General features: G+C 64.5%; 22 protein-coding genes. 6 read left to right on the top strand and 16 right to left on the bottom strand.

Features of this window, described 5'->3' with window-relative positions; genetic code table 11:
• Window positions 1-11 precede the first annotated feature (11 nt).
• Window positions 12-350, bottom strand: coding sequence for a P-II family nitrogen regulator (locus U0034_RS11875; RefSeq protein WP_020566534.1), 339 nt, complete (start codon window positions 348-350; stop codon window positions 12-14).
• Between the two features lie 378 nt (window positions 351-728).
• Between U0034_RS11875 and U0034_RS11870 the strand changes: the two genes are divergently transcribed.
• The gene (locus U0034_RS11870) at window positions 729-983 is read left to right on the top strand and encodes an accessory factor UbiK family protein (protein WP_085228100.1); all 255 of its coding nucleotides are present in this window, start codon (window positions 729-731) and stop codon (window positions 981-983) included.
• Between the two features lie 241 nt (window positions 984-1,224).
• On the opposite strand, the gene U0034_RS11865 is transcribed toward U0034_RS11870, so the two are convergent.
• Together U0034_RS11865 and U0034_RS11860 are read right to left on the bottom strand one after the other, a co-directional pair.
• A complete protein-coding gene (locus U0034_RS11865; protein ID WP_085227804.1) occupies window positions 1,225-2,058 on the bottom strand; it encodes a GSU2403 family nucleotidyltransferase fold protein in 834 nt (277 codons plus the stop codon).
• Window positions 2,055-3,287 (bottom strand): RpiR family transcriptional regulator, encoded by a 1,233-nt coding sequence (locus U0034_RS11860; protein WP_244142496.1) that lies wholly within the window; start codon window positions 3,285-3,287, stop codon window positions 2,055-2,057. Before U0034_RS11860 ends, U0034_RS11865 begins: the two co-directional genes overlap by 4 nt.
• A 323-nt stretch (window positions 3,288-3,610) precedes the next feature.
• Here U0034_RS11860 and U0034_RS11855 point away from each other — a divergent pair, with 323 nt between their 5' ends.
• Together U0034_RS11855 and U0034_RS11850 are read left to right on the top strand one after the other, a co-directional pair.
• Window positions 3,611-5,167, top strand: a complete 1,557-nt coding sequence (locus tag U0034_RS11855) for a YifB family Mg chelatase-like AAA ATPase (protein WP_085227802.1) — start codon at window positions 3,611-3,613, stop codon at window positions 5,165-5,167.
• Between the two features lie 203 nt (window positions 5,168-5,370).
• Window positions 5,371-5,757, top strand: coding sequence for a BON domain-containing protein (locus tag U0034_RS11850; RefSeq protein ID WP_085227801.1), 387 nt, complete (start codon window positions 5,371-5,373; stop codon window positions 5,755-5,757).
• A gap of 141 nt (window positions 5,758-5,898) precedes the next feature.
• On the opposite strand, the gene U0034_RS11845 is transcribed toward U0034_RS11850, so the two are convergent.
• From U0034_RS11845 to U0034_RS11835, 3 genes are read right to left on the bottom strand one after another with little or no spacing between them, the layout of a single operon-like run.
• Window positions 5,899-8,730 carry a molybdopterin-dependent oxidoreductase gene (locus U0034_RS11845; RefSeq protein ID WP_085227800.1) on the bottom strand — a complete coding sequence of 944 codons (2,832 nt, stop codon included), beginning with the start codon at window positions 8,728-8,730 and terminating at the stop codon, window positions 5,899-5,901.
• Entirely contained in the window at window positions 8,711-9,565 is an 855-nt protein-coding gene (locus U0034_RS11840; protein WP_085227799.1) for an FAD binding domain-containing protein, read from the bottom strand. The genes U0034_RS11845 and U0034_RS11840 overlap by 20 nt, the downstream gene beginning before the upstream one ends.
• Window positions 9,566-9,619: 54 nt before the next feature.
• Entirely contained in the window at window positions 9,620-10,297 is a 678-nt protein-coding gene (locus tag U0034_RS11835; protein WP_085227798.1) for a TetR family transcriptional regulator, read from the bottom strand.
• A gap of 332 nt (window positions 10,298-10,629) precedes the next feature.
• Between U0034_RS11835 and U0034_RS11830 the strand changes: the two genes are divergently transcribed.
• Window positions 10,630-12,000 (top strand): sensor histidine kinase, encoded by a 1,371-nt coding sequence (locus tag U0034_RS11830; protein ID WP_085227797.1) that lies wholly within the window; start codon window positions 10,630-10,632, stop codon window positions 11,998-12,000.
• A gap of 8 nt (window positions 12,001-12,008) precedes the next feature.
• Here the strand turns inward: U0034_RS11830 and U0034_RS11825 are convergent, their stop codons facing one another.
• From U0034_RS11825 to U0034_RS11790, 8 genes are all read right to left on the bottom strand, one after another.
• Entirely contained in the window at window positions 12,009-12,404 is a 396-nt protein-coding gene (locus U0034_RS11825) for a response regulator (RefSeq protein ID WP_233212033.1), read from the bottom strand.
• 141 nt (window positions 12,405-12,545) lie between these two features.
• Window positions 12,546-13,220 carry a response regulator transcription factor gene (locus U0034_RS11820; protein ID WP_085227795.1) on the bottom strand — a complete coding sequence of 225 codons (675 nt, stop codon included), beginning with the start codon at window positions 13,218-13,220 and terminating at the stop codon, window positions 12,546-12,548.
• Between the two features lie 153 nt (window positions 13,221-13,373).
• Window positions 13,374-14,807 carry an amidase family protein gene (locus U0034_RS11815; protein WP_085227794.1) on the bottom strand — a complete coding sequence of 478 codons (1,434 nt, stop codon included), beginning with the start codon at window positions 14,805-14,807 and terminating at the stop codon, window positions 13,374-13,376.
• A 27-nt stretch (window positions 14,808-14,834) separates the two neighbouring features.
• Complete coding sequence (locus U0034_RS11810; protein ID WP_085227793.1) at window positions 14,835-15,614, bottom strand: alpha/beta fold hydrolase; 780 nt, start codon at window positions 15,612-15,614, stop codon at window positions 14,835-14,837.
• A 43-nt stretch (window positions 15,615-15,657) separates the two neighbouring features.
• On the bottom strand, window positions 15,658-16,122 hold the full coding sequence (locus U0034_RS11805) for a cytochrome P460 family protein (RefSeq protein ID WP_233212039.1): 465 nt from the start codon (window positions 16,120-16,122) through the stop codon (window positions 15,658-15,660).
• Window positions 16,123-16,196: 74 nt separating this feature from the next.
• Window positions 16,197-17,228 carry an alpha/beta fold hydrolase gene (locus U0034_RS11800; RefSeq protein WP_085227791.1) on the bottom strand — a complete coding sequence of 344 codons (1,032 nt, stop codon included), beginning with the start codon at window positions 17,226-17,228 and terminating at the stop codon, window positions 16,197-16,199.
• 29 nt (window positions 17,229-17,257) lie between these two features.
• Window positions 17,258-17,797 (bottom strand): DUF3331 domain-containing protein, encoded by a 540-nt coding sequence (locus tag U0034_RS11795; protein WP_085227790.1) that lies wholly within the window; start codon window positions 17,795-17,797, stop codon window positions 17,258-17,260.
• Between the two features lie 209 nt (window positions 17,798-18,006).
• Window positions 18,007-19,287 (bottom strand): epoxide hydrolase family protein, encoded by a 1,281-nt coding sequence (locus U0034_RS11790; protein WP_085228099.1) that lies wholly within the window; start codon window positions 19,285-19,287, stop codon window positions 18,007-18,009.
• Window positions 19,288-19,708: 421 nt separating this feature from the next.
• On the opposite strand from U0034_RS11790, the gene U0034_RS11785 reads away from it, so the two are divergent.
• Window positions 19,709-20,641 (top strand): ketopantoate reductase family protein, encoded by a 933-nt coding sequence (locus U0034_RS11785; RefSeq protein WP_085227789.1) that lies wholly within the window; start codon window positions 19,709-19,711, stop codon window positions 20,639-20,641.
• 279 nt (window positions 20,642-20,920) lie between these two features.
• On the opposite strand, the gene U0034_RS11780 is transcribed toward U0034_RS11785, so the two are convergent.
• A complete protein-coding gene (locus U0034_RS11780) occupies window positions 20,921-21,430 on the bottom strand; it encodes a hypothetical protein (protein WP_085228098.1) in 510 nt (169 codons plus the stop codon).
• A gap of 287 nt (window positions 21,431-21,717) precedes the next feature.
• On the opposite strand from U0034_RS11780, the gene U0034_RS11775 reads away from it, so the two are divergent.
• The gene (locus U0034_RS11775) at window positions 21,718-22,245 is read left to right on the top strand and encodes a TlpA disulfide reductase family protein (RefSeq protein ID WP_085227788.1); all 528 of its coding nucleotides are present in this window, start codon (window positions 21,718-21,720) and stop codon (window positions 22,243-22,245) included.
• A 66-nt stretch (window positions 22,246-22,311) separates the two neighbouring features.
• On the opposite strand, the gene U0034_RS11770 is transcribed toward U0034_RS11775, so the two are convergent.
• On the bottom strand, window positions 22,312-23,691 hold the full coding sequence (locus U0034_RS11770; RefSeq protein ID WP_085228097.1) for a sigma-54-dependent transcriptional regulator: 1,380 nt from the start codon (window positions 23,689-23,691) through the stop codon (window positions 22,312-22,314).
• Window positions 23,692-23,757: the final 66 nt, after the last annotated feature.

The following is a 23,757-nucleotide window of genomic DNA, read 5'->3' as shown; positions in this document are numbered from 1 at the left end:
ACTCTTTGAATTTACAGGGCGTCAGCGCCCGTCTCCCCAGTACGGATACGAATCACCTGCTCGATCGGCGTCACGAAGATCTTCCCGTCGCCGATCTTGCCCGTGCGCGCTGCCCGCTCGATCGCCTCGATCGCCTGATCGACGATGTCGTCCGAGACAGCGGCCTCGATCTTGACCTTCGGCAGGAAGTCGACGACGTATTCGGCGCCGCGGTAGAGCTCGGTGTGACCTTTCTGGCGGCCGAACCCCTTGACCTCCGTCACCGTGATGCCCGAGACGCCGATCGCCGACAACGCTTCGCGCGCCTCATCGAGCTTGAACGGCTTGATGATTGCGGTAATGAGCTTCATGAAAATCCTCTTTTTCGTTGCGAGAACCCGTTGCCGGTGCCGGCCACCCCGGGACGACTGCCGTGGCCTCCGTGCGCCGGCCAGTGCGGGTCCGACAAGAGCAACTTATGTGCCATCACCTCCTTTCGTGCCATGGGCAGGGCACGCGGCGAATCGGCGCGCGGCATCGGCCGGATGGCCAGCATCGGCGTACTGTGCTGGCGCGGCCCATGGATCGTTGCTAGAGTGTTCGCACAACCGACGCGGCGCGCACGCACCAACGGCGTACATCGTCCGGCGCGTGCGGCGCGGCAACGCACCAAACTGGATCATTCGTGCGTTATAGACGGTAGTTCGCAAATCATCCGCACTTTTTATGTGCACCGAAGGGGAACCATCATGAAGCAACCGAACGATTTCTTTCAGGACTTCCAGGCGCGCATGAGCGAGCTGCTCAAGCACTCGCCGGCGAAAGACGTCGAGCGCAACGTGAAGGCGATGCTTTCCCAAGGGTTTTCAAAGCTCGACCTCGTGACGCGCGAGGAATTCGATACGCAGGCGCAGGTACTGCTGCGCACGCGCACGCGCCTCGAGGAACTCGAGCGGCGCGTGGCCGAGCTCGAGCAGAAGCTCGCGGCCGCGCAGGAATCCTGATCGCCGCGAAAGCGCGAACGGCAAGCGAGTCGTGAAGCCGCAGTCATAGACAGGGCCGCCGCCTCGCGCGGCCCGCTTACCCGGAGAACACATGTCGCTTGCCGTGGTGCGCGCGCCGGCGTCCGGCCGCGCGCCCGAAGTATGTCAGCACGTGCGTTTCTCGCCCTTCTGACTGGATCGCCAGCGCCGGCAAGGTCGAGCGGAGATGGCTCCGGCAACGCCTGAGCACCGCGGCGGCGGACTAGACCTCGCCGAAGAGTTCTTCGAAGCCTTCCCTGCACAGCTGTAGCATCGCTCCAGGGTCCCGCTTGTCATCAGGAATCTCTGCCGCTTCGCGGATCACGTCGTTCATCTCCGAGAACAGCTCGCGCACGCCTTTGCGAACCGACTTTCGCTGGTTGGCACGCAGCGTGGCCTCCAGTTCCTTCCAGATTGGAACTAGATCACTCTCGATTGCTCCGTAGAAAATCTTGAGCGTGTCACTTATGTAGAGGACGTCCTGAGCGCGCTTTTTCCCTTCCCGCCTGTCCCTGATCAAGAGCTTCTGGACCATGAAACTCACCGGGTTCGGCACGCGAAGATCGGTCACGGCCTCGTAAAGCCCGGACTCTTCTTTCGGGATCGTCACCAGCCAGGGTTTGAACAGGAGAACTTCGAGGAACCGAAGTTTTTGCGCGACGACACCCGCGTGCAGTTCGGTCGCGTCCTCCTCCCATCCTCCTTTCCCGTCGCGCTTTTTCCCGCTACCGGTGAGCGGCGTAAGAAACTCAGCGTAAAACCCGTTTTCATCGCCACCCAGGTTGTAGCGCATTGCCGGCGGTCTGAAACCGCCAGCAAGGTTCGGTTGCTCAGTGAAGCCAGCGCCTTCCAATGCCGCCTTGATATCGCCTTCGCGCAGCTCGCGCTTGTCGTATGCCACGTCCGCGTCCTGGGTGAAGATCGGCTTGTGGTCCGCCGTGTAAGCACGCGGCTCATAGCCATAGAGCCGGAATGCCCATCCGCCAACGAAGACAATCTGCGTGCGCCACGGCTCCAGGGTCATGGCAAGTTTGCTGAATTCCGCGAAGTCGCTCACATTTTTTCTCCCACTACTTTTGCCAGAACGCCGTGCTCGAGCTCGGCGACCTGCTCCGCACCGCGTGTCGGGTCGGCGGAAACGTCGAGCCAGGTCTGGATGATGTCGGACACCCAGACTCCATCACGCATCACGCGCCCGCGAAGCAGCGATTGCGGATACGGGTGCTGCTTCAGGATCAGATCCGGCCGTTCGCCCTCGCGCGCACGCTTCAGACCCCGCCATCCTTCAGCCGCTGCGAGATCGAGCACCCAGAGGGTCGGTATTGCGCCATGAACGTGCCCTACGCGCAGAGCGTTGGCCGCCGCAAACTGGCCCAGCGTCGCCGCTTCTTCGCGCTTGAGCGTCTTTCGTAACTGCTGCTCCTCGGGCACGCCCCCCGCGAGATATTTCATCGGCACGCCGGCGGCCGGTTTCACGTACGCTGCCTTCCAACGTTGCGCAAGCTTGCGTCGCTGCACGATCCGCAGATGGGGCGCCAATTCGACCAAACCTTCTTCTTTCAGGGCATTGATGAGCCGAGTGGCACTCATGACAGATACGCGAGCTTCCCGCGCAAGCCCGGTCGCCGTCATGTACGTCTTTCCCGGGGCACTTATCAGGCCCTCGCGCTTGATGTCGGCCGCCAGCAGGAGCTTGAGCATCCATTGGGCGAGGTCGGAGAAAACGAGCGTCGGCGGTGCCGAATGGCCGCTGCGCCGCACGCTCGGCGGCGGCTCTTCGGCCTCCAGTTCGGGGAAATCAGCGTACAGCGGCACGTCTGAGAGGATGGCGAACGGTTCACCGCTCCCATACTCCTTCTGGAAGTCCACGAGCTTTCTGATGAGAGCGTGCGATGCGACTCCCACCCAGAGGATGACAGCCGGGTAGGATCGGTCGTGCCGTTCGTTCGCGCGTGCGCGCGACTCCAGCAGAGCCTGCGAGAATAGCGGGATCGCGCGATCGGCACGCCCTTCGGTCAGCGCCTTCAATACGACGTGATACGTCTGGCCACGGGGGCTCGTCAGAATGAAATCCGCCCCCTTGCCGTCCTCGCCCTTCTCAATGACATCCCATCCCTGGCCCCGGAAAAGCGCATGCACGGAGTGGCGCGCGAGGCGGTCGGCGGCTCCGGGCGCAAAGTGTAGATTGCTCATATCACTTGCCCATGTTATTTCAGTTGGCCATGTTAAATCACACGGCCATGTTAATCGCGCGATCGGTTCGAGGCAAGCAGGAAGCTTTGGCACAACAAGAAGTTCGGATACTTAGGGGCGCATACATGACCTTGCCCCGTTTCACGAATCCCATAGCTGAAGCCAAGAGGCCGTCTGCCCCCTCGCTGAGCAGCGACTCGAGTGAGCCACGGGCTGCCGCACCGGGCATCGGCCTGATGGCCAACATCAGCCCACCGCGCTGGCGGGACCGATTGATCGTTGCTAGAGTGTTTGCACAACTGACGCGGCCGCGCAGGAATCCTGATCGCCGCGAAAGCGCGAACGGCAAGCGAGCCGTGAAGCCGCAGTCATAGACAGGGCCGCCGCCTCGCGCGGCCCGCTTACCCGGAGAACACATGTCGCTTGCCGTGGTGCGCTCGCGCGCGCCGGCGTCCGGCCGCGCGCCCGAAGTAACCGTCGAAGTCCATCTCGCCAACGGGTTGCCGTCGTTTTCGATCGTCGGACTGCCCGATCTCGAAGTCCGCGAAAGCCGCGAGCGCGTACGCGCCGCCCTGCAAAACTGCCGGTTCGACTTTCCCGTCCGGCGTATCACCGTCAATCTCGCACCGGCCGATCTGCCTAAGGAATCGGGGCGTTTCGATCTGCCGATCGCGCTCGGGATTCTCGCGGCGAGCGGGCAGATTCCGGTGGCCTCGCTGGCCGGCCGCGAGTTCGCGGGCGAGTTGTCGCTGACCGGCGCGCTGCGTCCGATGCGCGGGGCCTTCGCGATGGCCTGCGGCACCGCGCGGCGCGCGCCGCGCGAAGCGGATGCGCAGCAGGGTGCCGCCCCGCTGCCCGAACTCTATCTTCCGCTCGCAAGCGCCGACGAAGCCGCGCTCGTACCCGGCGTCGCCGTCTACGGCGCCCCCGACTTGCCCGCTCTTTGTGCGCATCTGGCCGGCGCCACGGACTCGCGGCTCGCACCGCTCGATGCGCCGGCCATCGACCGCCATGAAGCCGGCGCGCCGCCCGATATGGCCGACGTCATCGGCCAGCCCGGCGCGCGGCGCGCGCTCGAAATCGCCGCGGCCGGCGGGCACCATATGTTGATGGTCGGGCCGCCGGGCGCGGGCAAGTCGATGCTTGCCGCACGGCTGCCGGGCCTCCTGCCGCCCATGACCGACGAAGAGGCCCTGGCGTCGGCCGCGCTGCTCTCGGCAAGCGTGCTCGGCTTTTCGCCGGCGCAGTGGCGGCAACGGCCGTTTCGCGCCCCTCATCACTCGTCGAGTGCGGCGGCGCTCGTCGGCGGCCGCAACCCGCCTCAGCCCGGCGAAATCACGCTGGCGCACCTCGGCGTGCTGTTTCTGGACGAGTTGCCGGAATTCGACCGCGACGTGCTCGAAACGCTGCGGGAGCCGCTCGAGGCAGGCCGCATTACGATCTCGCGGGCAGCGCTGCAAACCGATTTTCCGGCGGCCTGCCAACTGGTGGCCGCCATGAACCCCTGCCCTTGCGGCTGGCGCGGCGATCCGTCGGGCCGCTGCCGGTGCACGCCCGAGATCGCCGCGCGTTATTTGCGCAAGCTCTCCGGGCCGCTCGTCGATCGCATCGACATTCAGATCGAACTGCCCGCTCTTACGCCGGCCGAGCTCTCGGCGCGCGCGGCTGGCTCGGGGGAATCCAGTGCGTCGATCGCGCCGCGCATTGCTGCGGCGCGCGAGCGGCAACTGGCGCGGCAAGGGAAGACGAACCGAGAGTTGAGCGGACGCGAAGTGGACGACGTGTGTCGCCTCGACAGCGCCGGCGAGCTGCTGTTGCGCGAAGCGAGCGAGCGCTTTGGATGGTCCGCACGCAGCTATTACCGCGTGCTGAAGGTCGCGCGTTCCATCGCGGACCTGGCTGGCGACGCAATGCCCGATTCGGCGCAGGTGGCCGAGGCCATTCAGTATCGGCGAGCATTGACACCCGCCTGATACCCGCTGCGCATACACAGGTATGGGTTCGTCCCACCTACGCATGCCCGGTTGAAACGCATGTCGTATGGCTCTCCCTTCGCCCGCCCCATATCCTTCAATCGCGGTGTCCGATTCGTCGCAGGCTGTGTTCGTCGCGGGCGATTGCGCCGCCATGCACGTTCATGTTCACGTGCTCGCACAACGAACCAAGGGTAAAGAAAATGAACTTCAAATCAGCACTGCTATGCGGCGCGATGGCTGTTTGCGTGCCCACGTTTGCACTGGCCCAAACCGACGCGGCCACCTCCTCGACGGAAAACAACAGCGCTGCGGTCGCGCCGGCTGCGGGGCACGCAAAAACGACCTCGAAAACGCAACGTCTTGCCAATCGCGCATTGGCAAGACAGGTGCGCAAGCAGCTTTTCAGCACTAAAGGGCTGAAAAGCACGAGCATCACCGTTTTCGCAATGGCCGATACCGGCAAAGTGGTGCTTGCCGGCTTCATCGACGACGCGAGTCAGGATCAGCTCGCAGCCGACGCAGCGAAGAAAGTGCCGGGCGTGAATTCTGTGACGAGCAATCTCAGCATCCGCGAAGAAGGCAGCTGAAGCCGTGCGAATCGCGGGCGCTCGCCTGGCTTCGCGCATCGGCGCCCGCTCGTTTCGTTTTGCGTCGGGCACCGGTGGACGAGCACCTTCGGCGAGCTGCCTTGTCGCGTACATGCGCGATTGCGGCGTGGCGTTCCTGCGTCAATTACCACTTCGATCAACGGGCAATTCTTCGCGTGCCGCCAGCGCGCGAAGAACGACATCGGGAGAAGCCGGCGCTTCGCGAATCCGCACGCCGATCGCATCGTGAATGCCGTTGAGAATGGCGGCGGCGGTCGGCACCAGTGCCGGCTCGCCGATGCCTTTGGCGCCGTAAGGCCCGACCGTCGTCGGCGCCTCGATAAAAATGGAGCGGACTTCCGGCATGTCGTGCACAGTCGGAATCAGGTAGTCGTGCAGATTATTGTGTCGTCCCGGATGGTATTTCTCCATCAACGCCATGCCGATTCCCTGCGCCACCGCACCTTCGACCTGCCCCTCGAGCAGCGTCGGATTCACCATCCGCCCGACGTCGTGCGCCGCCACGACCTTCAGCACGCGGACACGTCCGCTCTCGCAATCCACCGCGACCAGCGCGATTTGCGCGCCGAACGCATACGTTGCGTAAGGGCGCCCCTGGCCCGCGGCATCGAGCGACGTGACGGGCGGATCGAAGCTTTCCTCCGCCGCGAGCACATAACCGTGCTCGTCGACCGGCAGCGAGCGCAAATCGAGTACGCGGCCGTCGACGACGATACCGCGCGCGTCGACACGGATCCGCGCATCGGCCGGCGCGCCCGCGAACGCGAGCAGCCGGTGACGCAAGGCCGTTCCGGCCAGAAAGGCGGCGCGCCCGGTGATGAACGTCTGGCGCGAGGCTGACGTACGCCCGCAATCGGGCGTCACAGCCGTATCGGGCCCGACGAAGCGCAGATGATCGACCGGCACGCCGAGCGCATCGGCCGCGATCTGCGGGATGACTGTGTTGGCACCCTGCCCGGCGTCCACCGCGCCCTGGTGCAAAACGATCGTGCCGTCCGGCCGAACGCCGAAGCGCACGGTGGACGGATTCGGTAACGCCGTATTGCCGCAACCGTAGAAGAACGCGGCGAGGCCGACGCCATGCCGAACATGACGGGGGGCCCGTTCGTTCAACGCGGCAATCCCGGCTCGCATTTCGCGCCAGACGGGACGCAGCGCATCGAGGCAAGCGGTCAGGCCCACGCTATCGTCCAGCACTTGCCCGGTCGGCAGCGTATCGCCCGGCCGCAGTGCGTTCATCGCCCGAAACTCGAGCGGATCGATGCCCGCCTCGATCGCCAGTTCGTCGATCAGCTGTTCCTGCGACATCATCGTTTGCGGCACGCCGAAGCCCCGGAATGCGCCAGCAGGCGTGACATGCGTATGAATCGCACGCGCACGGGCGGCGTAGTGCGCGATGTTGTACGGGCCGCCGGCATGCACAGGCACCCGGTTCGCCACCGCGGTGCCCCAGGACGCGAATGCGCCTGTATTGAAGTCGCCGTCGAACGTCACCGCGCAAAGCCGGCCAGCGGCATCGGCGGCCATACTCGACGTCATGCGGCCCGGATGGCGCTTGGTCGACGTGGCCATCGACTCTTCGCGTGACAAGACCATGACCACGGGCCTGCCGACGTGCCAGGCCGCGATGGCAAGCAATGGCTGGACCGTCATGTCGAGCTTGCCGCCGAAGCCGCCGCCGACGGCCGTCGCCACCACGCGCACCTGTTCCGGCGCGAGCGCAAGGATGCGGGCGAGATCCGCGCGATGTGGATGGGGCGCCTGCGTGGACGAGTGAATTTCGACGGTGTCGTCCACCCGCCGGGCCCAACCGGCCTCGGGTTCGAGGTACGCATGCTCGACGAAACTCGATTGAAACGTGGCGTTCACCACGTAGCGTGCCCGCCGCATCGCGCCCTTCGCGTCGCCGCGGTGCACCACGCCCTCGATCAGAACGTTGCCGGGGCGATCGGCATGCAACCGCGGGCTCAGCGCCTTTACGGCATCGGCGACGCTCAGAACCGCAGGCTGCGGTGCCCATCTGACCGGAAAGCAATTCATGTCGAGCGCCACGACCGCCTCGCGCTCGCCGACGACCAGCGCGACCGCCTCGAGACGATGCCGCGTTTCCGACTCCGGAAGGACCGGTTGGTCGGCATAGGGCGTCGCCACCCCATGCAGATTCAGGCCGGGCACGTCGGCATGGGTCAGTACCCGATGCACCCCCGGATGCGCCTCGACAAAAGCCTGAATATCGCCGAACGTGAAACGCGCGCGATGATGCGGGCATCGAACCGCTCGCACGACGAGGCTGTCGGCCGGGTAATCGTCCGCGCCGAAACGCTGGCTGCCGTCGACCTTTTCGGGCCCATCGAGGCGCGTCAGCGGCACCCCGACCGACGGCCCGTCGGACGGCGCCGTCGTACAGCGCCGTGCAGCGGCGCCGCACCCGACTTCGGCCACGGCACCGACTATTTTCTGGTAGCCCGTGCATCGGCACAGGACGCCATCGATCGCATCGCGCGCACTGGCGAGGTCGGTTACCTGTCCCGCGTCGATCGCCGCCGCGGCGGCGACGAGCATGCCCGGCGTGCAAAAACCGCATTGCACCGCCTGGTTAGCCAGGAACGCCTGCTGCAAGCGGCCGCCGCAGCGCGTGCCGTCGGCCAGCCCTTCGACGGTCACGACGCGGCGCCCCGCCACCTGTGCCAATGGAATCAGACAGGCGTAACGCGGCTCGCCATCGACGAGTACCGTGCAGCTCCCGCAGTCGCCCTGGCGACACCCTTCCTTGGTTCCGAATTGGCGCAGATCGGCGCGCAGATGGTCGATCAGGCGCCGCGACAGATCGGTGGGCAGACGCCGGCGCGCGCCGTTCAGTTCGAACGAGTCGACCAGCGGCGAATCCGCCATGCTGCCGCTGGCGGATTCGCCGCGGACCGACACGGGATCGTCAAGCAGTTGATGCGCCATGGGGCGACTCCTCGATGCAGAATGCGCAAACGCGCCTGATAGCGAGCCGCGCGAGATGCAAGCGGTGGGAGGCCGTCGCGCGGCAATCGTCGATCGGCGCGAGCTCGGAAAGCGACGCAGCTTCAATCGCTTTCGTCAGCCCCTTAAACGGCTGCTCGGCGAGCAAAGTCTCGACGGCATGCATTCGGACGACCCGCTCCGATGCGCCGCCGACGGCAACGGCAGCGGTCTGAATGGCGCCGTCGGCGCGCACGCGCAGACGCGCCGCGGCCGAAACGACGGCGATCGTGGGGCCATCGCGATTCCCGCATTTGATGAACGCCGTCCGATCCTGCTCGCCCGGCAACGCGAACAGAACCGCGACGAGCAGCTCGTCCGATTGCAGCGCGGTTCGGCGGCCGCCGGGAAAGAACTGCGCCAAAGGCAATCGGCGCACGCCCCGCGCGCTCGCCAGTTCCACCTGCGCATCGAGTACGAGCAATGCAGGCACGCCGTCCGCTACCGGCGACGCATGACACAGATTGCCGCCGATCGTGCCCTGAACGCGAATCTGCCGCGATCCAACGCATGCGCTTGCCTGCGTTAGAGCAGCGGGCAACCATGCCACGCGGGCAATCGCCTCCCAGGTACAGGCCGCGCCGATACGCGCTATGCCGCCACGGCGCTCGATGACGCGCAAGGCATCGATGCGGCTGATGTCGAGCCATTCGTAACTCGATGGCACAAGGTCGGCATCCGCAAAGACATCGGTCGCCCCGCAGACGATACGCGGCTGCGGATGCCGCGCCAACCTGGCGAGCGCTTCTTCAACGGTGCGAGCACGAAGGTAGTTCATTGCAAGCGGCGTGCATCCTCATGACGACGAGCGACGAATCGGCGCGAACGGGCCCTATGAGCCGGACGGCGTATCCGCACGAACGACGCGCAGCACGCTATCGATCACGAACGCCTCCCACTCGCGCACCGCCTCCGGAGCGCCCAGTTCCTCGCCCAGAAACACGGATAACGTGTAGCGGTTGGACGTATAGAAATAAGCCGCCGACGCGATCAGCAGGAAAACGTGGCGCGGGTCCAGATCCTTGCGGAACAAGCCCTGTTCGGCGCCGCTCTCGAGAATCCTCGCGATGATCTGCAACGCGTGCGACGAGTACTCTCCCTTGCGCTCGAGCGTCGACACATGCCGGCCCTTGTGGAGGTTTTCCGTGTTGAGCAGCGTCATGAAATCGGGATTACGCCAATAGTAGTCCAGCTTGAAGCGGATCAGGGTCTTGAGCGCTTCCACGGGAACCGAAGGGTCCGGCGCTACCTTGCTTTCCGCCTCGTCCATGCGCCGATAGGCGTCTTCCAGTACGGCAACGAAAAGGCCTTCCTTGCTACCGTAGTAGTAGTAGATCATCCGATCATAGGACTTCGCCAGCCCGGAAATCTTTTCTACGCTGCCGCCGTCATAGCCATAGCGCGCGAAGACCTTCGTTGCAGCACGAAGAATCTTGTCGCGCGTTTCCTGCGCCGCAGCCTCCCGAACTCCCGTTGCGCCCACAACCTTCTTTTTTGCCGCTCGCGTCATACCGCTCCCATGGCAGCACGACCACCCTCGCCCGCGCCACTCAAAAAACTTCCATCCCGCTCTCACCCGACTTTCATACAGTGAGTACTACATGAATGAGCGAATCATACCTCACGCTCGAGACACTCACAACAAAACAGTTATTTCGTTCTCTTTCAACTACTTAACATTGCACCCCCCATCAAATACGGCCCTTCCAGCGCGCTCGGCAGAGCGCATTAATTTTCATTTCCGTCGAGAGTATGCTAACGTTCGTTTGTGGAGTACTCACTACATGAAATGAAGGTTGAGGGCTACCGGAAGTCCGTGGGCCGCCATGCGGGAGAGGATCAATGAACGACCAGCTCGACAATTTCCGCGGCGCCTGCACGGCGCTGGCCGGTTGGAGATCGCACCCCGTGACGAACGACCCTGACATCGCTTCGCCCCTCGAGAGATTCGCTTCGCCGTCGCTGTTGGGCGCCGATATGGACGCATTGCGGCACGTGTGCCGCACGATCGCGAGCGAGGTGGCGCCCGAGGAACGCGTGATGAAACTGCTCGACGCCGCGGCACGGTGCACGAAGGCCACTTGGGGGCTCGTTGCGGTGGTCCGCGAAGGCAACTGGGAAGCCGCCGGCGCTGCGGCATCCGATGCGCCGAATGCGCAAGCCGGTCGGCTTCCCGTATCGATCCTCACGCGCGCCATGCGGCTTCGGAGCGGGCTCACGCTCAACGATGCCCGCGCGGCGGCCGATTGGCGCCATGACGACTACGTGCGCCGCTGGAAACCGCGCTCGGTGATCTGCGTACCGATACGGTTCAACGGCGAATTGACGGGCGCACTCTACCTCGAACACGGGGACACGCCCGGTCTCTTCACATCGGCCCAAGCCGCCATGGTGGAAATCATTGCGCTGCAAGCGGGATTTGCGTTGGAGAACCTCCGTCTTCATGACGAGCTTTGTGCGCAGCACGCGCGCCTGAGCCGCACGGAGGCCAAAATACGCGATACGCTCTCCGAACTGGATCGGGCCAGCCGGCTCCGGGCCTATGGCGAACTGGCGGCTTCGATCGTGCACGAGGTGGCACAACCAGTCACGGCACTGGACACATCTGCTCGCGCCGGCCTGAAGTGGCTCGATCGCAGCGTCCCGAACATCGATGCCGCCCGCGAGATGCTGGCCCATATCTGCGCGTGCGCCATGCGCGCGCGCACCATCATCAGCGCGCTGCGCGCGAAAGCACAACAGACGCAGCCCATGTTCGCTGTGTTCGATCTCGCCGACGCGCTGCGCGAGGCAGCCGAGATCGTGGCGTGCACGCTCGACGCGATGAAGGTACGCCTGCGCCTCGACGGCCTTTCCGGTTACTTTCCGGTGAACGGCGAGCGCATTCAATTGCAGCAAGCTGTCATCAACTTGCTCATGAATGGCGCCGAGTCCATGCTCGCCACGCCCGAAAACGAGCGCGTACTCGCGCTGACGTGCGATGTCGCTTCAGACTGCCTACGCATTCGCATCGATGACCAAGGCGAGGGCATCGATTCGCAACTCGCGCAGCGCATTTTCGAACCCCTGTTCACGACCAAGCCCCACGGTATGGGCATGGGCCTGTACATCTGCAAGTCGATCGTGGACGCGCATTGCGGCCAACTCGAACTGGCGCCGCGAGAACACGGCGGGACACGGGCAACGATTACGCTGCCGCGCGCCCCGATCTGAAGCGCGCTTCAACGGCTTGCCCCGGATCGGGCGTACTTCAACGCACGTCTGATCCATTGCTCGAGCGCCCATGCGTCAACGGGTTTTTCGAGCAGACACAACGGACGAGCGGCGCGGGCCGGCAGAGCAACCGGAGCCGAGCCGGAGGCCGCGATGAAGAGCGTCGGAATGTATAGGCCGCGGCTTTCCAATCGAGCCAGCAACTCGATGCCGTCCAGACCCGGCATCCCGGCGTCGCATATCAGGCAGCGTGTCAGCGGCGGCGCATCGGAATCGAGAAAACATGCCGCGCTCATGAAAACCCGGGCATCCAGCCCGATCGCCTTCGCCAGGCTGCGGGTTGCGGCGCAAACGAACGGGTCGTCGTCGACGATGGACAGCAGCGCGTTGGCGGATCGGAACAAAGGCGCTCCCATTGAATATGGGAAAAAGACAGGCCAGCCCTATCGTTCGCCCGCCATCACGATATAACGCGGGTATACCGGCCGCCATCATCTGTAGGTATCGGACCGCCGTTTTACGCGGCTGCTTTGTTCAGCCGTTTTTTATTGCCCGCTTGCGGGTTTCACGCCGAGCGCGTCGATCCTGCGCACCAGGTCCGCAACAGAGCGCACTTTCATCTTGCGCATTGCATGACCTCGGTGGATTTTCACCGTCACCTCGGCGATGCCCATTCGGGATGCGATCTGCTTGTTCATGAGTCCGGCCGCGACGTTGAAGAGGACCTCACGCTCGCGTGGCGTCAATGAATCCCAGTGCTCGCGCACCTCCACGAGCGAACTATCGTTGGCCATGCGCTGCGCATCGCGCTCCAACGCGGCGAGGACGGCGTCGAGCATGTCCTGCTCGCGAAACGGCTTGGTCAGGAAATCCATCGCGCCCGCTTTCATCGCCTCAACGGTCATTGCGATATCGCCGTGGCCCGTCATGAATACGATGGGCATGGCCGCACATCCCTTTTCGAGCAGGGACTTTTGCAGCGCCAGTCCGCTTTGGCCGCGCAAGCGCACATCCAGCACGAGGCAAGCAGGCCCCGGGCCTTTGGCGGCAGCGAGAAATTCCTCCGCGGAGCGGAACGCCTTGACCTCGAGATCGATCGAGCGAAGCAGGCTCGTCAGCGCACCGCGCAACAGGTCATCGTCGTCTATGACGTAGACGACTCCGGAGACACTACGGTCTGTCGATGCAGCCGGCCGGCCGAGCTCAGTGTTGGACGTCACGTCTTTACGCGCGAACGCGCGTCAAAGGAAAAGGAAGGGCGCTTTTGTCTTCGCCATGGGCGCGATCGAGTTTAGCAAATGCGGATAATGCAGTCCACGCACACGACCCAGACACCGCTCGGATGACGTGGCATTGCCGTGGCAGGCAATCGATCAGTGCGCATCGACCGCATCGGCCGAGCCGCTCCCACCGACCGGATGAACCGGCGAACAGGGCACGCCCCGCGCCTCGATAGCCGCACCGGCTTGCAGACAGAGATCCTCGCGAAAATGCGCCGCCACGATCTGAACACCCACCGGAATGCCGTTCACGAGGTTCGTCGTGACGGTCAGCCCCGGTAGCCCCATGGCAGGCAATGCCCGCATCGTGAGTTGCGACTCCCACACGCGCTCGAACCCCTCCGCCCCTTGCATGTCGAGATCGTCAGGGAAAGGCAGCTCCGCCGATACGGGTAGCAGCAACACCGCGTATTGGTCGAGGAACACGCGCCACTCCCGCATCAAGGACGTACGCGTCACGAGCGCATGCTTCACGACATCGGGAGGCAAGCCCGCCACTCGCGCGCGCGATGCCTCGATCACAGCCGCCGCGCCCCGGTCGCCATCGCTGGCGACGGCCGCGGCCAATGCCTCGAATCCGTCACCGAGCCAGAGCCTTTGCTGGACGTCGGCGGCCGCTCGCATCGGCGGCGTATTGTCGATTTCCTCGACCGTCCAACCGGCGTCGGCGAGCCTTTGCGCCGCATCCCTCAACGCAGCCTCCACCTCGGGCGCGATCCCCCAGCCGTCCGGGCGCAGGCACAGGGCGGCGCGCCGCGGCACCGCGCGGCCTTCGAGCGGCATCGCGACGCACCACGGATCGCGCACGTCCGGCGCGGACAATGCCGCGAAGCCGCGTTGGAGGTCCGCAATCGTGCGGCCGATCGGCCCCGGCGCCGACATCAATTGCGCGCCGATCGGGCGTTCGGGCCAACTGGCGTTATAGGCCGGCACGCGGCCGAGGCTCGGCCTCAGGCCATGCACGCCGCACGCGTACGCGGGATAACGAATCGAGCCGCCAATATCCGTACCCACCGCCAGGTGCCCGATACCCACCGTCACCGCGGCGGCCGCGCCGCCCGAGGATCCGCCGGGCGTCAAAGTCCGATTGCGAGGGTTGAACGTCTTGCCGTGCACGAGATTCGACGTGAACCAGCGCAATGCAAAGGTGGGCGAGTTCGTGCGGCCGAGGAGCACCGCACCGGCTTTCGTGAGGTTGTCCACCAACGGACTGTTGCTCGCCGCGATCAGGCGCTCGCTCGCACGGGCGCCGTTCGTCGTCGCAAAACCCTGCTGATCGATATTGATCTTCACGGTTACCGGCACGCCCGCAAGCGGCCCGGGCTCATCGCCTCGCGCAATGGCGCGATCGATGTCTTCCGCCTGTCGAAGCACCCATTCGGGCCGATGGTCGACGACCGCGTTGATGGCAGGATTGACCGCCTCGAGACGCCGCAGCGCCGAATGCGCAGCCTCCTTCGCCGAGACTTCGCGCCGCCTGATCCGTGCGGCCAGATCCGTTGCCGACAATTGCCAGAGTTCAGACATGAGTTCTCCAATCAGCGATTGCGCCGGCTACTGCGCGTGTTCAGCCGCCTCGACGATCGCGTTCGCAACGGCTTGCGGATGACTGACGAGGGCGACGTGGCTGCCTCGCACACGCGTGATCGTCGCGCCGATGTCCTTCGCCATCTTCTCCTGCAGCCCGGGGGCGATCATCCGATCCTCGGTGCTCACCACGAAATAGGAACGTCGGTCGCGCCAGGCTGGGTGCGTGACCTTCTCGTCGAGGCAGCCAGCGTACCAGGGACCCTGCGTAGCCGCCACGACGCGCTGCTCGGCAGGCGGCAGGTCCGGCGCGAAGAACCGGTGAATCGCCTGATCCGAAAGCGTCAGATAGCCCCCGGAATCCTTGTGCAGTTCCTTTGCCCAGGGCGGCTCGGGCAGACTCTTCGTGAGGTCGGCAATCGACTGGTTGGCATCGGGCGCGAAGGCCGCGACATAGACGAGCGCCTTGACCTTGTCGTCGTTGCCGGCCTCGCTGATGACCACGCCCGCCCACGAATGCCCCACGAGCACGACCCGGCCCGGCTGCTGGTCGATAACGCGCCGGGTTGCGGCAACGTCGTCGTTCAAAGAGCTGAGCGGGTTTTGAACCGCCACCACACGCAGGCCCTTCGCCTCGAGTATCGGAATCACGCGGCTCCAGCTCGAACCATCGGCAAACGCGCCGTGTGTCAGCACGACCGTCGTTCCGGAGAGATTCGTTGTCCCTTCGGCATGCGCCATCTGTCCGATCGCAACGGCGCCAATGAGCAGGATGGACTTGAAAAAGTAGCGGAAAAGTTTGGGCATCGTTTTCGTACCTATATCTTGGAGAAAGTTCGAGGGGCGACCGTCAAGGCGCGAAACGCGTAAAGACGTAATCGCGGCTCTTCACGCGTGCCTCATGACAGGCGAAGCATGTTTGATGTTGTGCCTTGTCGGCAGGCACGCCGTTGATGAAGCGGCCGAACCCCCATCCGCCCGTGGACGCGTACCGCTTCGAGTCCTTGACCATGATCTGCACCGTCGTGGGCTGCCCGGGTACCGTGGCCGAGGGGAATTCGTCGGACTGCTTCTTTTTGTAGGCAAGCTTGACCAGAATGGTGCCGTCCGGAAACGGCAATGTGGCGTTCCTGATTGCCTTCATCGCCACGTCGTTGCCGAGCACGACACGCAACTCGTCGAGCGGCGCCGCTTCGGCGGCGGGTGCGATCATCTGCCATTCGCGATAGCCGTGCGGAATCGCCACGCCGTATATGGGCGACACGGCCGCTGCCGGCTGCGCACCGCCAGCGGTCGCGGCCGCATCCGCACCCATGACCGCCGCGAGCCCGAGCAGACATCCCATCGCCCGGGTACCCACGCTGCGCAATTTCATCCCGCTCCCCCCGCTCATAGATGCTGAACTTGAAGGATGGCGTCGGCGAACGCCTTGGGCGCTTCCTGCGGCAGGTTGTGACCGATGCCTCCGCCGATGTTCCGATGCTGATACTTGCCCGTGAACTTCTTCGCATACGCCGCGGGCTGCGGGTGCGGCGCGCCGTTGGCATCGCCTTCCATCGTGATGGTCGGGACCGAAACATCGGGCGACGCGGCAAGCTTTTTCTCGAGATCGTCGTATCGCGGCTCCCCCTGCGCGAGGCCCAGACGCCAGCGATAGTTGTGGATGACGACGGCCACGTGATCCGGGTTGTCGAACGACTCGGCCGTGCGGGCGAATGTGGCATCGTCGAAATGCCATTGCGGCGAAGCAAGGCGCCAGATCAGCTTGTTGAACGCCGAACGATTCGCCGCATAGCCCGCTTCGCCGCGGGCGGTGGAGAAGTAGAACTGATACCACCACGCAAGCTCCGCCTGCGGCGGCAGCGGCTTCTCGTTCGCCGCCTGGCTGCCGATCAGATAACCGCTCACCGATACGAGCGCCTTGCAACGCTCGGGCCACAGCGCCGCAATGATGTCGGCCGTGCGGGCACCCCAGTCGAACCCGCCGATGACCGCCTGCTTGATCTTCAAGGCGTCCATGAACTCGACGATGTCGACCGCGACGACGGCCTGCTGACCGTTGCGCGGCGTATCGGCCGACAGGAACCGCGTCGGACCGTAGCCGCGCAGGTAAGGCACGAGCACGCGATAGCCGGCCGACACGAGTATCGGCGTGACTTCGGCATAGGCATGGATATCGTAGGGCCATCCATGCAACAGGATAACGACGGGCCCGTTCGCCGGCCCCGCGTCCACGTAACCCACGCTGAGCCCATTGGCATTCACGTGACGCAGCGCGCCGAAAGAAGCGGCACCTGCCCCTGCCGCGGCCGGCGCCGGTTGACCGTACGCCATTTCGCCGAGCCCTGAACCCAGCACCGCAAGGCTCGCTATCGTGGTACCCAACACGCGGCGACGCCGCTCGTTGACCTGGTCAGACATACTCTTATCTCCCGAAAAGGAATGAAGGGTTAAGCCGCGCCACGGCGGCACGCTTTTGTCTTCGAACGGCTCGTATCCGTCCGTGACGCCGCGCCGACGCGCGCCGGCGCGGGCGTCGGCGTGCGATCGCACGGCTCGGCGAGCGACGTGGCCAGAATCATCGCGTTCCAGTTGCGCGGGGCGTCGCGCCTTCGTCCACGGGGGCGGAAAATGGCGTCGCCCTTCCTGACGGGACGGCCCGACAACGCGCATATTCCGGCGCGTCTGGCGGTGGCGAGTCTCCAGATCTGATCTCGAAAGCTGCCGCAAGTCGGATCGATCCACGACAGCGCGATCAGCGTATTCGCCAGCCGCTCTTCCACGATCACCGTATAGCTCGGCGATGCACCGCCAGCCGCGGACTTGCGCTCGCGAGCGGGTGGCGCGGCCGGCACCCAGGGCGGCGCCTCCCTGATCGAAGACGGATAGGCAAGAAGATCGAGCACCACGTGCTTCCACGGATTGGCCTCGCGGCTCGCCCTGCCGCTTTGCGCCGCCAGCGAGACGTCGCACGAATCGATATTCCTCACGGATGACTCCTGTCAGTAGCAGGCACGACCGCCATCAATGGTCGAAGCTTAAGGAGAAGTTCTGATGCGGCCTATCCGTCGAGCGGATATCGCGCTCTCGCCTTCTTATAAGGCTCCGATACCTTGGTATTAGAGACTCGCGTCGAATGCCGCACAGAACGCGGCGACCGCGCTCTCGCACGTGCTTCCATGCACCCGCACGCGCGCCATCACGCCATGGATCGCACCGGCCGCAAGCCGGCGCGGACCTCCTGCGCGAAGAGCAACGGCACCTCCCACGCAGCGAAGTGGCCGCCCTTGTCGACCTTGTTGAAATAAATCAGATTCCGATAGGCGCGCTCGGCCCAACTGCGAGGGGCTTGATAAATCTCGCCGGGGAACACGGTGATTGCGGCCGGCAACGAGATATCCACCGCATTGAAGTTGTTCGAGTGGTCTTCCCAGTAGATCTGGGCCGAGGAGGTCGCGCTGTTGGTCAACCAGTACAGCGAGATGTCGTCGAGGATCTCGTCACGCGTCAGCGACCGCTCGGGAATGCCGCCGCTGTACGTCCATTGGGAAATCTTGTCGTACATCCACGCCGCCTGGCCCGCGGGGGAATCGGCGAGCGCGTAACCAACCGTCTGCGGGCGCGTCACCATCATGGCCGAATAGCCGGAATTGTCGCGATAGAACGCGCTGAGTTTCTCGTACGCGTATTTCTCGTCGGCGGACAGCGTCGCGGGTGCGGGGTCGCCCAGAGCCAGCAGTTTGGCGATATCGGGCGGGACGGTCGCCGGCATGTTCACATGGATGCCGATAAGACCTTTGACGCGCTGCATGGCCATGCGATGCGAGATCACCGAGCCGCAATCGCCTCCCTGGGACACGAAGCGCTCATAGCCCAGCCGCGCCATCAGCACGCCCCATGCACGCGCGATATGATCGGAGCCCCAGCCCGGGGCCGTCGGTTTGCCCGAGAAACCGAAACCCGGCAGGGAAGGCACGACCAGATGGAAAGCGTCGTCGGCGCTGCCGCCGTACGCCGTCGGGTCGGTCAGCGGACCGATCGCCTTGACCAGCTCGAAGACCGAGCCCGGCCAACCATGGGTCATGATCAGGGGCACCGCGTTCTTGTGCCGCGAGCGGACATGGATGAAATGGATATCCAGTCCGTCGATCTCGGTGATGAACATCGGGAAGCCGTTCAGGCGTGCTTCGCCTACGCGCCAGTCGTAGTCGGTGCCCCAGTACGCGAGGAGATTTTGCATACGCGCGAGTCGGACGCCTTGGGATTCATCCACGACTGTCTCTTTGCCGGGCCAGCGAGTGTTCGCGATGCGCCTACGCAAGTCGGCCAGGGCGGCATCCGGAATGCTCGCTTTGAATGGACTGATTTTCGCGTCGTCGGTAGCAGCGTAAATCGCCCCGGGAAATAGCGAAAGCGCCCCGGCAGCGGCTGAAGCGGCGAGCAAATTGCGTCGCGCCGGAGAAAAATCGTTGGAAGGCATTTTTATCTTCCTGTTCATGATGGATGGGAAATCTAATGCATCGAAACGGCACCGCCGGATTCGATCAGTCGGCGCATGGGGCTATTGAAAGCAGCCAATGTATCTGGCGTATTTCCGACCGCGCCGCCGCTTCCGATCACCCGGTGGATTGCATGATACCTGCGCTAAAACGCGTGACTAGATCGATAAGCCCCATACATTGGGCACAAAAAATCGATACTTAGGTTTTAATTCTTCGAGGCACGATCCGATCAAATGTGTACGAATTGTATCCATATACAAAACGCTACAAACATTCAATGCGGCATTAGGAATAAACAGCGCTATCCTTCTATCTCGAGTGAAAGGGCAGACTGCGTGTCCGCCCCGCGCATCGCTCTTTGCGACGGCGCGATGTTCATCGGTTCAACCGGGAGGAATCATGCGGTTTGCAGTTTTGGGCGCCGGTGCAGTGGGCTGCTACTTCGGGGGCATGCTGGCGCTGCACGGCCACGACGTCGCCTTCATCGGTCGCCCCTCGCACGTGGACGCGATGCGCCACGGCGGATTGCGTCTGCAAACGCGCGCATTCGATAAGCGTGTGGCGGTCAGCGCTTCGATCGACATCGATGCGGCAGCGTCTGCCGACGTGGTCTTCGTGTGCGTCAAGTCGATCGACACCGCACAAGCGGCGCGCCAGTTGAGGCACGTGCTTGCGCCACAGGCCATCGTGGTGAGCTTGCAAAATGGCGTCGACAACGCCGCGCTCCTGCGCGCCGAAATTTCGCAACCCGTCATTTGCGCCGCCGTCTACGTTGCAAGTGAAATGGCCAGTCCCGGGCATCTTTTACATCACGGCCGCGGCGATCTCGCGATCGAGGCGTCACCGCACAGCGAGTCGCTGGCGCAAGTGCTGCGCGCAGCAGGCATTCCCACGGAGATCTCGGACGACGTGCGCGCGACGCTCTGGCAAAAGTTCACACTGAACTGCGCTTACAACGCGGTTTCGGCCATCGTGCAGTTACCGCTCGGCGAAATGCCCCACCGGGATGCGCTGAGAGCAACCATGCGCGAGGTCGTCACAGAGTGCGTCGCGGTCGCCGCCGCCGAAGGCATCCGCTTCGCCGACGAGCCGGCACGCATCGTCGAGCGGATCGAAGCGACGATTCCTGCCGGCCAGTATTCGTCCACGGCCCAGGATCTGGCGCGCGGCAAATGGAGCGAAATCGACTACCTGAATGGCGCTGTGGTCCGTCGAGGCCTGGCGGCGGGCATCGGGACGCCCGTCAACCAGACGCTCCACCTGCTCGTGAAGATGCTGGAGGCGAAGCATGCCCGGGACCGGCCCGCGAGCGGCGCTCGACTGGCCCCGTGACGGGGCTTGACTTATACACATCGCCGAGCCCGTGCGCGTGAGCAGGAATTTTCGAGAGATCACACTAATACAAATTCACAACCAATTGATTTTCAATACATTTTGCCGGGCAAACGCAGTATCTACCATTTCCTTGCACAACGCGCAACCGGCGCAGCGTCGCTGGTTGTCCAGGTTTTCAACAAAGTTATCCACAATTGTTGTGGATAGCTTGGCGCTTTCCTCCCTGCCCGATTTGCGCCGGCGCCGCCCCCGCCAGGCCATCGCGCCGCATCGCCGTCAAAAGAGCTTGAACGACCGGAAGAATTGATCGGTCTGCTCCGCCGGCGGTGCCTCGTCCGCGATAATCACCGCTTGATACACGCGCCGCCCGCGCGCCACGAGCCATGCGTGAATGACCTTGTGTTCGTGGGCCGAGCCGGCAACACCGGTCACGGCAACGTCGACCGCGCTCGCATCCCCCCCGGCCGCCAGCGGTACGCGCGCCGGCCGGGCCTCCCCCGGCGCGCCGAGATGACGGCCGAGCGCCGAGCGCAGTGTATCGAGCACTTCGCGCTGAAGCCGCGGATCGTCGCTAGGTAAGTCGACCACGCCAACGGCGAACACGCTGTGCGCCAGATGTGCGGCGCGCACGTGCATCGGCATCGCGGTGCCCGCCAGCGCGATTTGCCGCTCGTCTTGCGTGGGCTTCGCGGGCATATCGATCGTGTAGCCCTGCGACGTATCCGTAACGGTGCGCCAGTCGTACTCGGGCGAACAAGCGGTGAGCGCGACTGCCGTCAACGTCATGCCAAGAAGCCGGACGTTCGCCGCGCGCCGCAACCACCCGATGACAAGACGGCCGAAGGCGGCGGAGGCCCGCACCGGCGAGGAAAAAGACTTTTGCGCAAGCATGGAAGTAAGAGCGCCGCCGCGCGCCGAGCCCCTGACAGGCCCCGCGGCCGCCCGGCGGCTTCGAGAAAAGCCTCGATTATCGGCCATAACCGTCGGCGGCCGGGCGGCGAAACACGCGCGCGCACGATTGGCGGTACAATCGCTGCGCTCCTTCGTGCTCTCACGATTCCGAGGTTGTCCCCATGAGCCAGACCCCAGCATCCGCCACGCGCCGCAGCCCCGTGCGATACGTCGCCATGGCGCTCGCCGCCGTCGCCATCGCCGTTGCGGGCTACTTTACGTTCGGCACCACGCAACGCGTGCCCGACGCCACGTTCACGCTGCTGTCGGGCCAGAAGGTCTCCACCGGGGATCTGAAGGGAAAGGTCTATCTGATCAATTTCTGGGCGACGAGCTGCACGACCTGCATCAAGGAAATGCCGCAGATGGTCCAGACATACAACCGGTTCAAGGACCGGGGGCTCGAATTCGTCGCTGTCGCGATGAGCTATGACGCCCCGATGTACGTCACCAACTACGCGCAAACGCGCCAGCTCCCGTTCAAGGTGGCCATGGACGACGGCAGCGCCGCGAAGGAATTCGGCAACGTGCAGTTGACGCCGACCACCTTCGTCGTGGACAAGAACGGCAAGATCCTCAAGCGCTACGTCGGCGAGCCGCAGTTCGCGGAGCTCGATCAGTTGCTGCAAAAAGCGCTCGGCGCCGCCTGAGCGCACGAAGCGCGCCGGCCCGGTGGGCTCCTGCCCGGCCTGTCGCGCTGCCGATCCGGCGCTTCGTCAGCCCACCTCTTTTCCGGCCTCGCCACGCTCGGCGAGGCCGTATCGTTTGATCTTCTCGTAAAGCGTCGCCTTGCCGATCTCCAGCAGGTCGGCCGCCGCCGCGACGGCTCCGCCCGTCTGCTCGAGCGCGTCGGCAATGACCGTCCGCTCGAACCGTTCGACCCGCTCCTTCAGCGGCATCGACGCGGCCCCCGGCTGCGCCGTCGATGCGGTACCGATCGGGCTGGAAGCGTCCGCAATGCCGAGCACGAACCGCTCGGCCGCATTGCGCAGCTCGCGCACGTTTCCAGGCCAATCGCGCTCCTCGAGGCGGGCGCGCTGGCGTTCGGTCAACACCGGCGCGGCGCACTGGTAGCGCACGGCCGCCTCGAGGACGAAATGTTCGAATAGCGGCACGATGTCCTCGCGACGGTCTGCGAGCGGAGGCAGCGCGATCGTCACGACGTTGAGGCGGTACAGCAGGTCGCGCCTGAACGTGCCCGCCGCAACGTGTTCGGCCATGTCGCCCTTGGCGGCTGCGATCACGCGGCAATCCACGCGAATCGGCTGGTTCGAACCGAGCCGCTCCAGTACGCCGTCCTGCAGCACGCGCAGCAGCTTGACCTGCAGCGCGAGCGGCATGCTTTCGATCTCGTCCAGAAAAAGCGTGCCGCCGGACGCATATTCGAGCTTGCCGATGCGGCGTTTCGCCGCACCCGTGAAAGCGCCGGGCTCGTAGCCGAACATTTCGGATTCGAACATCGGCTCGGGCAGCGCGCCGCAATTGACCGCGACGAACGGTTTCGCCCGGCGCGGCGAAAGCTCGTGCAGGCTGCGGGCGATCAGTTCCTTGCCGGCGCCGGTATCGCCGTTGATCAGCACGGAAGCGTCGGTCTGCGCCACTTTCGCGACGAGCCGGCGCACCTGCTCGATGGCCGGGCTGCGGCCGATGATGCGCGGCACCAGGGCATCGCGCTCGGCGAGCTCGCGCCGCAACGCAACGTTCTCGAGCAGCAGGCGGCGTTTTTCGAGCGCACGGCGCACCGTCTCGATGAGCCGCTCGGACGCAAATGGCTTTTCCACGAAGTCATAGGCGCCGTCGCGCATTGCCTGTACCGCCATCGAGATGTCGCCATGGCCCGTCACCAGAATGACCGGCACGTCGGGGGCGTGCTCGCGGCAATGCTCGAGCAGCGCGAGCCCGCTCGCGCCCGGCAAACGGATGTCGCTCACGATCGCGCCCGGCCCGGCGCTGCCCGATTGGTCCAGGGCCTCGCGCGCGGACTCCACGGAAGGATAGCCAACCACCTCGAAGCCCGCGAGTTGCAGGCTCTGCACACTGGCGCGGCGCACCAGTTCGTCGTCTTCGATGAAGATTACGGGAAGGCTGTCGGTCATCGTTTCTGTCGCTGTCATGCCGGTCGTCCGAACATCGGGAACGGGAAAATGCTGGCTCGCGCGCGA

Origin of the sequence: Trinickia caryophylli (assembly GCF_034424545.1) — a bacterium.
Taxonomy (GTDB): Bacteria; Pseudomonadota; Gammaproteobacteria; order Burkholderiales; family Burkholderiaceae; genus Trinickia; species Trinickia caryophylli.
The sequence above is the reverse complement of the archived record's forward strand: the minus strand, read 5'-3'. Positions and strand labels throughout refer to the sequence as shown.

Bases quoted from the DNA above. Each gene is read 5' to 3' on its own strand.
- U0034_RS11770 (WP_085228097.1), bottom strand. From the start codon at position 23,691: ATGACCGACAGCCTTCCCGTAATCTTCATCGAAGACGACGAACTGGTG.
- U0034_RS11780 (WP_085228098.1), bottom strand. From the start codon at position 21,430: ATGACGTTGACGGCAGTCGCGCTCACCGCTTGTTCGCCCGAGTACGAC.
- U0034_RS11775 (WP_085227788.1), top strand. From the start codon at position 21,718: ATGAGCCAGACCCCAGCATCCGCCACGCGCCGCAGCCCCGTGCGATAC.
- U0034_RS11850 (WP_085227801.1), top strand. From the start codon at position 5,371: ATGAACTTCAAATCAGCACTGCTATGCGGCGCGATGGCTGTTTGCGTG.
- U0034_RS11815 (WP_085227794.1), bottom strand. From the start codon at position 14,807: ATGTCTGAACTCTGGCAATTGTCGGCAACGGATCTGGCCGCACGGATC.
- U0034_RS11805 (WP_233212039.1), bottom strand. From the start codon at position 16,122: ATGGGTGCGGATGCGGCCGCGACCGCTGGCGGTGCGCAGCCGGCAGCG.
- U0034_RS11835 (WP_085227798.1), bottom strand. From the start codon at position 10,297: ATGACGCGAGCGGCAAAAAAGAAGGTTGTGGGCGCAACGGGAGTTCGG.
- U0034_RS11830 (WP_085227797.1), top strand. From the start codon at position 10,630: ATGAACGACCAGCTCGACAATTTCCGCGGCGCCTGCACGGCGCTGGCC.
- U0034_RS11785 (WP_085227789.1), top strand. From the start codon at position 19,709: ATGCGGTTTGCAGTTTTGGGCGCCGGTGCAGTGGGCTGCTACTTCGGG.
- U0034_RS11790 (WP_085228099.1), bottom strand. From the start codon at position 19,287: ATGCCTTCCAACGATTTTTCTCCGGCGCGACGCAATTTGCTCGCCGCT.
- U0034_RS11840 (WP_085227799.1), bottom strand. From the start codon at position 9,565: ATGAACTACCTTCGTGCTCGCACCGTTGAAGAAGCGCTCGCCAGGTTG.
- U0034_RS11855 (WP_085227802.1), top strand. From the start codon at position 3,611: ATGTCGCTTGCCGTGGTGCGCTCGCGCGCGCCGGCGTCCGGCCGCGCG.
- U0034_RS11875 (WP_020566534.1), bottom strand. From the start codon at position 350: ATGAAGCTCATTACCGCAATCATCAAGCCGTTCAAGCTCGATGAGGCG.
- U0034_RS11810 (WP_085227793.1), bottom strand. From the start codon at position 15,614: ATGCCCAAACTTTTCCGCTACTTTTTCAAGTCCATCCTGCTCATTGGC.
- U0034_RS11870 (WP_085228100.1), top strand. From the start codon at position 729: ATGAAGCAACCGAACGATTTCTTTCAGGACTTCCAGGCGCGCATGAGC.
- U0034_RS11845 (WP_085227800.1), bottom strand. From the start codon at position 8,730: ATGGCGCATCAACTGCTTGACGATCCCGTGTCGGTCCGCGGCGAATCC.
- U0034_RS11800 (WP_085227791.1), bottom strand. From the start codon at position 17,228: ATGTCTGACCAGGTCAACGAGCGGCGTCGCCGCGTGTTGGGTACCACG.